Annotated in this window: 10 protein-coding genes; all 10 read right to left on the minus strand. The window is 64.8% G+C overall.

The annotated features are described in order from the left end of the window. Positions 1-62: 62 nt before the first annotated feature. Positions 63-1,862 (minus strand): hypothetical protein, encoded by a 1,800-nt coding sequence (locus ACX1D3_RS16965; RefSeq protein WP_458996626.1) that lies wholly within the window; start codon positions 1,860-1,862, stop codon positions 63-65. 188 nt (positions 1,863-2,050) lie between these two features. After that, entirely contained in the window at positions 2,051-2,290 is a 240-nt protein-coding gene (locus ACX1D3_RS16970) for a hypothetical protein (RefSeq protein ID WP_182800774.1), read from the minus strand. Positions 2,291-2,360: 70 nt separating this feature from the next. Continuing rightward, a complete protein-coding gene (locus ACX1D3_RS16975; RefSeq protein WP_458996627.1) occupies positions 2,361-2,828 on the minus strand; it encodes a hypothetical protein in 468 nt (155 codons plus the stop codon). Between the two features lie 21 nt (positions 2,829-2,849). After that, positions 2,850-3,182, minus strand: a complete 333-nt coding sequence (locus ACX1D3_RS16980; RefSeq protein ID WP_458996628.1) for a hypothetical protein — start codon at positions 3,180-3,182, stop codon at positions 2,850-2,852. Positions 3,183-3,293: 111 nt separating this feature from the next. Next, positions 3,294-3,833 (minus strand): hypothetical protein, encoded by a 540-nt coding sequence (locus ACX1D3_RS16985; protein ID WP_458996629.1) that lies wholly within the window; start codon positions 3,831-3,833, stop codon positions 3,294-3,296. Between the two features lie 367 nt (positions 3,834-4,200). After that, positions 4,201-6,747 (minus strand): GmrSD restriction endonuclease domain-containing protein, encoded by a 2,547-nt coding sequence (locus ACX1D3_RS16990; RefSeq protein ID WP_458996630.1) that lies wholly within the window; start codon positions 6,745-6,747, stop codon positions 4,201-4,203. 268 nt (positions 6,748-7,015) lie between these two features. Continuing rightward, complete coding sequence (locus ACX1D3_RS16995) at positions 7,016-8,053, minus strand: Eco57I restriction-modification methylase domain-containing protein (RefSeq protein WP_458996631.1); 1,038 nt, start codon at positions 8,051-8,053, stop codon at positions 7,016-7,018. Next, the gene (locus ACX1D3_RS17000) at positions 8,050-11,352 is read right to left on the minus strand and encodes a DEAD/DEAH box helicase (protein ID WP_458996632.1); all 3,303 of its coding nucleotides are present in this window, start codon (positions 11,350-11,352) and stop codon (positions 8,050-8,052) included. The genes ACX1D3_RS16995 and ACX1D3_RS17000 overlap by 4 nt, the downstream gene beginning before the upstream one ends. Beyond that, positions 11,349-12,086 carry a DNA methyltransferase family protein gene (locus ACX1D3_RS17005; protein WP_458996633.1) on the minus strand — a complete coding sequence of 246 codons (738 nt, stop codon included), beginning with the start codon at positions 12,084-12,086 and terminating at the stop codon, positions 11,349-11,351. Before ACX1D3_RS17005 ends, ACX1D3_RS17000 begins: the two co-directional genes overlap by 4 nt. 398 nt (positions 12,087-12,484) lie before the next feature. Next, the gene (locus ACX1D3_RS17010) at positions 12,485-12,868 is read right to left on the minus strand and encodes a hypothetical protein (RefSeq protein WP_458996634.1); all 384 of its coding nucleotides are present in this window, start codon (positions 12,866-12,868) and stop codon (positions 12,485-12,487) included. Positions 12,869-12,886 lie beyond the last annotated feature (18 nt).

The following is a 12,886-nucleotide window of genomic DNA, read 5'->3' on the forward strand; positions in this document are numbered from 1 at the left end:
GAGTTCGGCTCGTCGGCGGAGGGGTGGGTGGGGGAGTGGGGGTGCAGGGGTGTGGTTGGTGGTCAGGCTGCGAGGAGCAGCTGGAGGCGTGCTTGTCTGAAGGTGGCGCGGCCGTCGGGTCGTCGTGGGTGTTTGCCCCATTGGCTCCAGGGGCCTTTGTCGCCGAGGGCGGGTTGGTGGCGGTGTCGATCTCGGGTGCGTTGGAGTTCGACGATCCACCAGCGCCACATCGCCTGTTCGATGCTGTAGGTGAGTTCGCGTTTGGCGAGGGTTCCGTGGACGCCTCGGGCCTGGGCGAGGGCGTCGAGGTGGTCGGGGGTGTGCGGGTGGAGGAGGCCGGCGTCTGTGAGGTCCTGGAGCGCGTCGGCTTGGGGTGGGGGAGTGTCGTGCCGGCGCGCGTAGGTGTTTCCTACTTCGACGCCGAGTCCGCGTCGGGTGAACAGGTCGTGTCGGGCCGTCTCCTGGCGGGCGGTGAGGGTGGTGCGGAGGCGGTCGCGGGTGGTGCCTGTGGCCGGGGGTGGGGTGCGCGGTGGGACCGCTTGTGACCGGAGAGACTCCAGGGTGTTGTGGATATCTCGTTTGGGGTCGATGGTCCAGGTGGCGGCGTGGGTGCCGGCGGCGGGGGTGACGAGTTGGGTCCAGCCGTCTGCTTGGAGGCGGTGGAGCGCCAGTCGGGTGTTTTCGCGGGAGATCCCGGTGCGGAGGGCGAGGTGGCGGATGGAGGCGTCGACGTCGGGGGTGACGGCGTCGAGTGCGATCAGGTGGAGGGCGTCGAGGATGCGGCGGTCTGTGGCGCCGTGGGGGCCGCTCCAGCGGGTGGGGGAGGCGTCGGCGCGCTGCTGCCGGCTCTCGACGTCGAGGGCGAGGTGTTCGGCGCGGGTGAGGAAGGTGTGGTCGGAGCCGTGGCGGTCGCCGGTGGTGGCCACGACTGCGACGGCGCGGCGCCATTGCCGGGTCAGGGTGGCGATCGGGGAGTGGGGGCCGGCGGTGGGGCGGGGGGTGCGGTGGCCGGTGTGGGGGTCGCGCAGGGTGCGGATGTGTTCCAGGCCGGGGGAGTGCAGCAGACCGATGACGTCGTCGAAGCGTCGGCGGGAGCGGGCCATGGACAGCAGGATCGTGAACAGGTGGGAGGAGGCGTCGACGGGGTACTGCCCGATCGCGGCCGACACCGCGGCCGGCAGGGGCCGGAGGGCGCCGGTCAGGTAGGGATGGCCGTGGGAGTCGCGGGGGAGTCCGGCGAGGATGTCGTCGTCGAGGCGCGTCAGTTCGGGGAGGGCGGCGACGTGTTCGGCGACCAGGTCCGCGAGCCGGTGGAGGTCGTCGGCGGTGGTGGAGGCGCGGGTCAGGGCCTGCGGGTCGCCGGCCACGATCCGGGAGGTGCCGCCGGAGGCGTGGGGGGCGCCTGGGGGGCGGACGCAGCCGGTGACCAGGTTCCCCAGCGGTGCCCGGTCCAGGGTCGGGCAGGCGACCTTCACCCGATCGGTGACTGCATGCACCACCGCGGCCGGTACACCGTCGTACAGGGCCAGCCAGATGTGCCAGCCCTGCCCGATGCCGCCCGAGGCGCACACCAGGTACTCGATGCCTACCTGATCCAGCCAGCCGGTGATCCGGTCCCGGTCCGCGGCCGCCTGCCGGGCGGCGGCCTCGGTCTTGCCGTCGAGGTCGAAGGCGACCAGATGGAACCGGCCGGCCGTGTCGGTCAGGTGGACCGCCCACGGGGCCTCCGGCGCCGGCCCGTCGATCGAGGCTCTGCCGATGTACTGCGAGGAGAACCCGCCGCCGGCGGCGGGGAGCTGGACCCGTAGAGAGTCGCGGGGAGAGATCGCCACCGCGAGGTCCCACGCCGCGACACGCGACACGCCGACCCCACGGGGGTAGGCAGAAACGACTTCACTGTCTATACTCAACGACAAGACCTCCTCTCGGGTCCGGCCTAACGATTTGGTTTCGAGGGAAAGTCCTCCGGCAAGAGTTGGTAGCTCGAGCCTCACAATTTGATGACTTGTACGAGCCCCGCGCCAACGGGGCTCGTTGTCATTTCAGGGGTTTACCCGGTCATCGGCAGGGTCTCCTCCATGCGGTGGGGGTACTCCTCGGCCGGCCACCACACGGGCACGCCGTTGGCGTCGAGGGGCACGTTCTCAATGAGTCGCTGAACGAACAGCGACCTGGATGCGCCTGAAGCCGCCGCCAGCGCCGACAGGCGCTCATTCGCGACGGTCTCGATGGTCACACCAAACTGGATCGGGTTCACCATGGACTTCCGGGGGCGACGAGGAGCACTCATGCGAATCACACTAGTGTGATTCGCTTAAGATTAACGGCGGTTTCGCGCGTGTCGCGGCACGAACTTTCGTCTACCACAACGGGAGTTGGACGCCGTGGCGGTGGGAGAGTGAGGCCAGATGCCGCGCCGCGGCCCCCGAATCGAGCAGCAGCAGGTTGCGCATCACCAGGCTCCGGTCGAACGAGGACTCCGGGCCGATGTAGTTGCCGGCCGACACCGCACCCCGCGCGATCCAGTCGATCTGGTTCCGCGTCCTCGTCGACGCGACCACGTGACCTGGCCCGACCCGCTGACACAGCGGGTTGTCGCACCCGTGCGCCACGACCTCCACGCCGATCAACGCTTCGAAGCCCTCCGCCAGCGCGAACGCGAACCGGTGTGCGACCACCGCGCGGCGAGGACCCAGCCAGAACCGGCCGTGGCCGGCATTGCGGCTGATCGCCCCCGCCCACCACAGACAGTCACTTCCCGGCAGCACCCTCAGCTTCGCCCGGAACCGGCCAACCAGCACTTCCGAAGCCAGATCCTCCGCGGTCAAGGACACGGTCCTACCCCTCGCTCAGATGCCCGACGCTAAGGACGCGGGATCGGGGGAGGGCGCGGGATCGTGGTGGTGGTGTTGCTGCAAGCGTCGGAGCCGGTTGGCCTCGCGGAGCTCCAGCCCACACAACGCGGCGGCCTCCTGCACCGACAGATCCTGGGTCAGGGCGTGGAGGGCCTGACCGATCCGGCGCTCAGTGTCCTCCAACACCTGCTGCCGCTCCACCGCGGCCGCCGTCGCCACCAACGCGTGCTCCCGGATCCTGGCCTCCCGCGCTGCAGCCTCCTCACGGCGCCTCAGCAGCTGCTCCTGCACCAGCCGGCGCGCCTCCAGACGTGGATTCTGTGCCATCAATCATCGCCTCCCTCGTCGCGGGGCCCTACTTCCACGCCCCATCGAACAGAAGAACCCGAACCCAACACCACCACAGCGCAACGACAATTCACCAGAGGCCGTGGAGACCTAGCGACTCTTTGCCTTCAACGTCACGCCTGTGACCGCGAGACCGACACCTGTCCCGAATACCAGGGCCATCGGCACACCCCAGCCGGGTGCGGGTGTACCACCCGTCACTAAGTTGATCTGATATGACGCAGCAGCCCCGATCAGAAGTGTCCCGAATCCGAGGAGAGCATCCGTCGCCGCCGAGGCCTGAGAGCGCTGGATCCCGATTCGCGAGGCGGCCTGCGAGACGTGTCGAGGGCTGGGAGACTCAGCCCCGAATCGTTTTGCGATACGTGAAGCCTCCGCTGCCAGGTCTTGCATGTAGGCACGCATAATCGCCTTCATGGCACCCTCGGCTCCGCTGGTGGGTCGCAGGATCTCCTCGGGCTCAGGCACCCTCGCCAGGGCCTCTTCTAGTGCGGGACCGATCTCATCCTCGATCGCCTTCAGCTGGGCCGCCGTGGGCTCTACCCCGCGCCGGGCGAAGCGAGACACGAGGTAGTTGGCGACTGCTGACACAGAAGCAGCCGTGAGAAAGAGAGTCAGGAGATCTTCCATGCCGGGATGCTATCGGGTACGCCATCTGATGCCGGGGTCCCGCATGGCCTCGGCAGGATCCAGGAATCGAACCGGGTGGGCTTGTGTCGCGGAGAACAGATCGCAGCGGTCCATCGGACTACAACTCTGATCCGCGAGGTGCGCGACGTCTGAGCTCCTGCGACCCGCCACTGCAGAGCCGCCCAGCGCTCTCGGTCGTGTCCCACCCGCTCATGGCCAAGCTTCACAGGCGTAGGACGTCAGGCGCTCAGCATCCAGCTCAGGCCTGGCCAGTCGGTCCGGTCGATGGTCACAAATCCGGGGGACCCGGTCACCAGAGACCGAGAGGAACACACTTCCTCGCCTCTTCCGTGGACAGCAACTCATCTCACGGCGTGAGGGTGTCCTGAACGCTGGCGTTCGTCGCGTCGGTGGCTGTCGTCACGAACCAGGACATGATCCCCATGAGGCCCTCTACTGCATCTGGGTCGCCGAGGACGTCGAGGCTGAAGCGTGGCCTGAGTCCTAGGCGGGCGACCGGGATCTCGATGCCGGGGAGGTGGTTGAGCATGGTTCGCATCTGGTCGCGCACGCTCGTGTCATCGAACGGTGGCCTGATCTTCATCCACTGGAATGGGACCTCGACGGTGCCACTGCCGCCTGGGTAGACGCCGAAGGGCCATGGCTCCAGGTGCGCGGAGCGAAGCACAGGGTAGAGGGCCAGTTGGGGGTTGATGGCGTACTGGATCGTTCCGCCGAGGGTTGACCAGTGGGCCACCAGCCGCGACAGTCCTTCCACGACAGCCTGATCGCGCAACAGTCGGATGGTGCGCCAAAACTTCTCCGTGACTTCAGTGGGTGTCTCAGCCGAGGCAGCTGCGGGCACATCACCGTCGGTGTCGATGCCGAGGAGCTCTGCCAAGTCGGCGGGCCCCAACCGACGGCTCGGGTCGGCGACCCCTTGACTGTCGAACTTGATACCTTCGGCTCCCATCACGTCCTGTGGTGGCTCGGTTCGCCCGTCATTCCAGTGGAACCCCGCCGAGATCTTCCCGGAGGAGGTCAGAACGCGCCAGGCGTTCGGGACTGGCGAACCGGCCAGGAACTGGCCCAAGGAAACGGGGTGGTGCCCGGTGACGGCACCGATGTCGCCATAGGTGGTCCACGTGCCCTCCGGAAGGGCTACCAGCAGCTGACGCACCTCGCGCCACGGATCAGTGACTTCTGCCCGTGTCCCGACAGGACCTGGCCAGATGGCGATGGCGCGATCAGTGAGTTGGTCGGCGCGGGTCTTGATCTCGGCTGGCCCCCATGAGTTACCCTCCGCGATGCGACGTGTCATGTCGAAGTGGCTGTCGCGGTAGAGGACTCGTTTCGTCTGGTAGGGCGCGTTGGACAGCTCGGGGTTGTAGGAGGTGAGGGTGAGGTTGCCCAGCCGATGCACCCACTGCTGATGGACGTCTGCCGGTGGAAGGGTGGGGTCCTCCGGATCCAGCAACACCGACTCCCAGTCGGCAGTCAGTGTCTGGGGGAGGACATGCTCGATCTGGGGTTTGGCGGCTGCCCAGTCAACCGGTTCCTTGTGGTCGAAGGACTCTTCCAGGCGGCGAAGGACGAACATCCGTTGACTGGCCTTACCGGCCCAGTAGAAGTTCCGGGTCTGAATGTCGGACCGGAGCTGCTCATCGTTGGGCCATCCACGGCGAGGGCCCGACAGGTAGGAGCGAAGGGATCCCACCATGTCCTCGGCGGTCAGCATCGTGCGGGCCGCCTCAGCCAGAATCCTGTTGATCCCTGCAGCGGAGCGGCCCGAGAGCATCCGTCGGACCAGGTACGACTCGCACAATGTCGCGGCAGTCACGACCTGGTCCTCGCTTGCTGTTCCGGCCTGTAGCCTCTCCACGGCCGAGAGCATGACGACTTGCGTCGCCTCGGTTCCCCAGTCACGGAGCCGGGAGAGACCTCCCCTGAGACGCGCCGAAGCGACATGGTCGGGATCGAGTACGGGGGCGAGGGCGTCAGCTCGTCGCGCCAGGCGGAGGATGTCTGCCTCGACGGCATCCTGATCTGCCTCGAACGCACGGATGCGTTCTGCCTGAAGCCGGTAGGTGTCCCCACGGCTGGCGCGTTCAAAACCGTTGAGCAGAAGGTCGACGTAGGCCAGGGTCTCCAGGTTGCCCACACCGAGCTTCTTCTCCATCGGACGCCACACATGGGTGTACACGTCATCGGCGCGAGTCGGCAGCAGCATGAAGTAGTGGTTGCGCAGCAGATCACCTTGAGTGAGCTGCATCCCCGTGTTGTTGAGGGACTGAAAGATGCGATGCACGTTGTCGTCGGCGTCTGTAGTGATCGCCACCAGGTCCAGGCGACCCACCAGCGACTGTTCGACGCGATGCATGTCGACGTCGTCATCGGGATCGTCAGCGGCCACCAACAGCTCACGGAAGACTCGGTAGGCGTCCCCGATGTTGCCGGTCGCGTCCCCCGGATCGCCCATCACGACGGCCTCGAACGCGGCGCGGTCATCCTGGGTGGGTAGCACCTTGAGACGGTCGAGGCCGTCCTGGTACTCGTTGATCAGGAACTGCCTCTGGATTCGGTCGGCTGTCTTGGGATCCTCGGGCCGGACATGGTCCCGCAGGGCGCTCAGCGCCAAGCTGAGGCTGGTGAGGCGTTGTTGGCCGTCGACGACCAGCCATCGCGAGGGGCCACCGGCCACCGGCCTCGTGGGTGCGAGCACAAGAGACCCCAAGAAATGCCCTGGGGACACCAGCTCGGCTGCCAACGCGTCCGCCTGCAACATGAGGTCATTCCACAGCTGCTGGAGCTGATGACGTTGCCAAGCGAAGGTGCGCTGGTAGAGCGGGACCACATACTGCTTCTCACCTTCGAGTAGCTGCTTGAGCGTCTGCTCCTTCGCGTGCATCTTCATGCCCCCAGTTCCTTCAGCACCTAGACCCCCGCGCCAGGCTGCTCGCATCGTAGTGCTCGCCACGTCCGGCCTACCGAATGACGCTGGAAGCCGATGCGCGGCGCGGCCGGGCACGTGCTCCGCGAAGGTTCTAGACGAACTGATGTAAGGCAGGCGATCAGCCATTACCGTCGTGGCGCTGGCACCCTGGGCTCAGCGTCACCTGTGGAGTTGCTCTGGGACCGTTCGACGGCTAGGAGCGTTGGGTACCTCTGTATCCTCTCCACTGTCACTCCATAGGCTTGACATTGGATTCGATGAAGGCGATCTCCTCGGAGTCGAGCCCATACTTGGCGTACAGCTGCTGGTCGATCTGCGAGATCGGCTTCGACCAGTCGATGTCCGAGGAAGGCGTGAAGTTCTGGAGAGGGACATACTTCCAGACCTTCGCCGGATTGTGCTGGGTGATCTTTAGAACCCCGAGGAGCGCGCGGGCGAACTTAGACTTCACGTACTTGAGGCAAGCATCTGCAGCGGTCTCGTCGTCGAAGGCCCCGATGGTGAGATAGGTCTGAGTGACAGCCACCTGTGGGCCGGCGATGATCGGGCTAGACAGCACCTCTCCCAAGGTGCCGGAGCCGTTAGCAGCCGTGGCAACGACCTTGAACTTGTGGTAGCTCGCAGGCCCTGTGATGTAGTCGCTCCGAATCCAGCGGGACACGCGCTTGTTCTTGATGAGGCCGAGCACGCGCACGTACATGTCCCCGTCGGTGGGCTCTTCTGCGTAGTAGAGAAAAGAGAACTGCTCGAACGTGTTCGTGTTCACAAGTGCGGCGTTACCTTCCGGACGGAGGGCCCGCGCCTCGGGATGGTCCACATACAGCTTGTCCGTGTAGCGGTAGGAGCGCGAACTAGTAATCCCGACTCTCTCCAATGAGTCATTGCCTGACTCGACCACCTTGTGGAGGATCTGGTTGAGCTCGGGGTACTTCGTGAACGTTCCAATGGGCTCGCCGTCCCGGTCTGCGTCGCGGTAGGTGACCGCGATACCGCCCTTGATGTCAGTGCCGGGGAACAACTGATCGCTATTGGCGACGTAGTGGGGCACGGACAGGTGCCGGTCGGCAAGCATCTTCTCGTTCCACGCCTTGGGCGTGAAGCCCGCGTTGAAGAGGAAGCGAGCCGGTGTGATCAGCACGGCCTTTGTGCCGACCTCGTAGGCCGCGTCCATGAACAGGTGGTAGACGGGCGTGTCGCGGGTGCCCGCACCCTGGGCCTCCTCCTGATAGGGAGGGTTGCCGATGACGACGTCGAACTTCTTGCTCATGGCTGGTTCCCTTCGGTCAGCATGGTGTCGATGACCTGCTGTCGTTCTGCTGCGCTCATACGGGCGAGGTTCCCGACCTGGAAGTGCCCGGACTTCTCGATCCAGGCTTTGCGCTCGGGGATTCCGCCGGAGACGGCCTCGATGGTGATCTTGTGCAGGATCTTGTTGTGGCTCATCTCGAAGATCTGCGAGGTGAGGATGTGCTTCAGGCGCTCGTCCTGGTCGGGGATCTGGTGGACGAGGCCTGTGTCGAGCCGGCGGACGAGCTCCATGAGGAACAGGCCGGCGGTCGAGAACAGGTCGGCGAAGGTCGCCTCGGGGTTGGTGAAGATACCGGGGTTCTCCTCTTCCAAGATGTCGACCATGCGCTGCACGACCGGCTTCGGGGTGAACACCAGTGAGGTCTTTTGCCGCGGGATGTAGGCGAAGATGTCCTCGGTAAGGTCGTCGTTGAAGTAGTCGGCGAGTTCTTCCTTCTTGTTGAGGAATTCCTGCACGGACTGGTTGAACACGACCTCGTCGAAGAGCCCCGGGATCGGGATTGTTTCGCCGTCGTCGCTGGTTATCTCCTGGCCGTCGCGCAGGACGCGGAACTCGGCCTCGGTGATCCCTGTGATCTCCTCAAACACGTCGTCGGGGGTGTAGTCGTCGAAGTTGGACAGGCGGATGCCGCGGTCGCCGTAGGCCATGAGGAACATGGGGATGGTGCGGGCGAACCCACGCAGGTGGGAGCGGGCGTCATCCATCGTCTTGTCGGCACGCTTCTGTTCTTTCTTGGTCTCTTCGCGCCTGACCACATCGGGGACGATGGTGTCCATCACCGAGCTGACGATGGCGGTGATTTCTTCCTTGAGTGCTGCCTCCTCCTCCTCGCGGCGAACATCAACCGCGGCGCCTTCGGCCTCGGTGGCCGCGGCTGCGTGGTCGTCGTCGAGGTGCTTCTGAGCGATGGAGTAATCGGCAAACGCGCGCTCGACCTGAGCCTTGAGCTGTTGTTCGGTGCGCTTGGTGTCGCGTTCGACCTGCGCGTTGGTCAGGTCGTAGGCGTCCTTGAGGGCTTGACGCTTGCCTGCGGCCTTCTCGGTCACGAACTTCGCCAGGTCGGCCGCGGTCTTGGACACATCGGTCTCGGACTCGACCGGAGGGATCTCCTCAACGCTCCAAACCGGCGGTCCCAGCTCAGCGACCTTGGGGTTGATGACCGTCTCCTGGTCAACCTGCACGTTGCCGGCTGCGTCGACCACAGGCGGCGGCACCGGAATCTGGATGGACTCGCCGTTCTTCACCTTGCCCTGCTGGGTGGTCGGGAGCTTGTCGAGGATGACCTTCACGTGTTCGCTGTAGCGGAAGATGCCGGCGACGTTGTCGAACAGCAGGTTCGACAGGAAGCCGCGGCGTACGACCTCGCGGGCCTTGAACACCTGCGGGAAGGTGAGCACCTGCCCGGCATCGAGTTCGACCATCCGCCCCTCGGAGTCTTCGCCCAGGACGGGGAAGAAGTTCAGCAGCCGGCGGATGTTGTCCTGCCGGATAGTGGACTCGCCCGAGGGGTTCGACCTCAGGTTGTTGGCGAAGGCGTCGAAGACCGTGAGGGTGCGTTCGGGGGCGAAGTCGAAGATGTAGGCGTTCTGCTTCCGGAAGACATGCCCGTTGCGCTCGAAGGTGTGAGGGTTCTGCGCTCGGAACGCTGCCTGCATGTACTGCGACGGCGAGTTGAGGTTGGCCAGCATGATGACGGCGGTCCACTCGGGCACCGTCACACCGGTGGTGAGCTGACCGACCGAGAGAGTGATGGTTTTGCCACCGGTGGCCTCAGCCTCGGCGATGGCAGACCGGACCTTGTCCAGAGACTTGCCGATGGCAGTCGGGTCGGTCTCGTCGGTGCGGCCGTCTCCCGCTGCCAGGACCACCGTGTAGTCCTTGAACACCTCGTGCTTCTTGAGGAGGCGTTCCAAGGCCTTGGCCGAGGCGACGCGGTTCAGGAGCCAGAAGGAGTGCCGCACCTCGTCACGAAGTTCAGGGGTGGAGAACGGGTACTTCTCGTTGGTTGTCAGGCAGTCGAGGAACTTCTTGACTTCGGCCTCGTATTCGAAGAACCCGTTCTCCTTGGTGGTGAAGAACTCGCTCAGGTCGAAGGTGTAGTCGACGTTGGCTGCGTCCTCTTCGATCGCGACGCCCTCGGCCAGACGGTCGGCGATCATCCGGGAGAGCTGGTAAGTCAGCAGGTTCAGGGTCGGGAGTACGGCGTATGGGTTCTCCACGCTGTCGTCTTGCCAGTCCTGGCGAGCTGCCTGTTCATCTTCATAGGTCCAGTTGAAGATCTCGTGGCCGGCGAACCGGCCGGAGGCCAGCGCCTTGAACGGAGTCCCCGACAGGTGCAGGGTGTGATTCCGCTTGATCTGGTTGAACGCGACGTCGGTTTTTGTGGTGTCGACGCCCTCGTGCGCCTCGTCGATGACGAGCATGTCCCAGTCGAAGTCGGCGATGTGCTTCAGCTTCTTGTGCGTGCCGCCGAAGTACTCCGAGCCCTTGAGGTCCTGGAGCGAGAGGAACTCCACGATGCGGGCGTCTGGAGTGTCGTTGTCGATCAGGGAGCGGCGCCACTGCTCGCGGGTCATGGTTGGGCGCTGGGCGAGGGAGGTGGACTCAGAGACGAACTTGAAGGTGGTCTGGTGCCCGATGAAACGCTCGAAGTCGTCGAACCAGGAGTTGGCGATCGCTGGGCGGTTGGTAACGATGAGGACCTTTCCAAGGTTCATCTCGCGCATGAGGTGGTACGTCGTCAAGGTCTTGCCGAACCGGGGCTTGGCGTTCCAGAGCACCTCGTCGGAGCCACTGGCAAAGGCTGCCATGGCCTGGTCAACGGCATCCTGCTGCTCAGGTCGTAGCACGTAGAGTTCTTCGCCGCCCGCCTGGAGGTCGCTGTAGTCCTGGCCAGCGAAGGCGTTGAAGTACTCCAGCGAGGTCTTCGACGCAGGAGGGAAGTGGTGCCACTCAGTCCGCTGGGGGCGGGCGTCGGGGTTGAACTCACGCTCGACGCCGTGCTGCTTGAGGTAAGCGTGGAACTCCCGGTCGGTGAACTGACCACCGGCCTCGGACGTGTAGACGGCACGTCGAGCCCAAACGGTTTCTTTCGTTACCGACATCTGGGACGCCTGCTGCGCGATGCGGGCCTCTACGGTCTGCGTGCCGGTGTAGCCGATCTTCTCCCAGCCGTTGTACTTGGGGACGTCTGGTGTCCGCCACGAGTAGACCATCGGGTTGATCCTGCGGAACGTGTTGATCTGGGGGCTCGTCACTGGGCCCTCACCTCCTGGTGGACGCGGTCGATGGGGCACACCGCATAGGCGGCATGGACTCCGAAGTCGAACATGGCTTCCTCGCGCAACGAACGGAACCTGAAGGGCTCGCGGAGCACGCCGCCAGGAACCGCCGGAACCCTGCTCCACCACGAGAACTCGATCTCGTCGCCGTCCGAGTCCAGTCCGGTGAGCGTGTTACCACTGACGATGTTCGTGTCGATGAGAAAGGCCGCGGCCCGGTGCAGGTTGGTGCGCGTGCTGCACGGTGTGCCGTGACGGCGGTGGAAGTCCAGGAACTCCGTGAGCATGGAGATCTTGGCGTCTGCGTAGTTGTCCTCCAGCAACTCGATCCCGTAGATCGAAGCGAGGGCGAACAGTGATTCCCGGGGCCAGAGTGCGGGTTCGATCCGCTGCTCGATGGCGCGCAGCTTGCGCTGCAGGATCGCCACGAGGAAGTTCCCGTCGCCAGCAGCCGGTTCCAGGAAAGTCTTGTCAACGAACCCCTCGCCAGTCTCCAGCTCCTCGGCGACCAAGTCGAGCATCCGGTCGACCATGTGGCGGGGTGTGAAGACCTCGCCGTAGGCCTTCACACGTTCTCGGGACTTCACCAAGGGCTCCTCAAGGGTCAACACCACGACGGCTCCCAGATGTGGGTCCTGATCTGCACAGTCATCCCTCGCGACCTGTCGGCTGTCGTTGGCGTTCCCAAGGCTATCGAGACGGGCGGACAAGTCATCACCATCACCCCTCTGAACCTTGGCTGATCTTGGGTTTCGCCCTCTTCAACACGTGATACGGCCCTCGTCTGCGCGCTTCTCGACTGGCTGCCAACCAGAGTTCAGCGGCCTTCGATGTCGACGCAGGCGATGTCACAGGCAGCAGCACGGTCTCCTTGCCGACTCAGACCTCACCGAGCTCGCAGAACTAGCCCGCGAGACAGACGTGATTCGCCAACCCCGCTGCATCTCGCCGCATCCGGGAACCAGCGCCTACCCCACCCTTCAAGTTCCACACACCTCTTGCACCATCGGAAGGAAGGCCCGTGTTGTTGCATCTGATGCAACATCAAGCGTGGCTGGCCTGGGCAGATGATCGACTGGGGGTACGTTCGCGTTCGCGGGTCTACGCGTCATGGTCCGGAGGTTCGCCGCCTCTTGCGTAGCCGGGCAGCGAACCATCCAACAAGCTCAGCGACGCCGCCGACGATCACGTCGTAGACGATGCCTTTGAGCAGGTGTTCCCAGAGGTAGGCCCAGGCTTGAGCGTCTGACTCGATGCAGTCTCGCCCCCACAGAGTGCAGCCCAACGCCTGCTGGGCGGCTATCTGCGAGCCCACGATTCCAGAGCCGATCAGGGCGACCCATCCCAAGCCTTCGGCGCCCTTGCTGAGGTACTGGCGTGTGCCGCTCTCGCGCAGGAACGCTCCGACGAAGATGGCGATCCATGCCAAGACCTGGACGACCTGCGCTACGGCTGCGAGCAACTGGTAGTCGGCGCCCAGCTCGGGATTCATGCGACGAGTCTGCTCCTC

The organism is Tessaracoccus yangjingae (assembly GCF_054483935.1).

Excerpts from the sequence above, each read along its gene's own strand:
- ACX1D3_RS16985 (WP_458996629.1), bottom strand. The coding sequence starts at position 3,833 with ATGGAAGATCTCCTGACTCTCTTTCTCACGGCTGCTTCTGTGTCAGCA.
- ACX1D3_RS16980 (WP_458996628.1), bottom strand. The coding sequence starts at position 3,182 with ATGGCACAGAATCCACGTCTGGAGGCGCGCCGGCTGGTGCAGGAGCAG.
- ACX1D3_RS16995 (WP_458996631.1), bottom strand. The coding sequence starts at position 8,053 with ATGAGCAAGAAGTTCGACGTCGTCATCGGCAACCCTCCCTATCAGGAG.
- ACX1D3_RS17010 (WP_458996634.1), bottom strand. The coding sequence starts at position 12,868 with ATGAATCCCGAGCTGGGCGCCGACTACCAGTTGCTCGCAGCCGTAGCG.
- ACX1D3_RS16970 (WP_182800774.1), bottom strand. The coding sequence starts at position 2,290 with ATGAGTGCTCCTCGTCGCCCCCGGAAGTCCATGGTGAACCCGATCCAG.
- ACX1D3_RS16990 (WP_458996630.1), bottom strand. The coding sequence starts at position 6,747 with ATGAAGATGCACGCGAAGGAGCAGACGCTCAAGCAGCTACTCGAAGGT.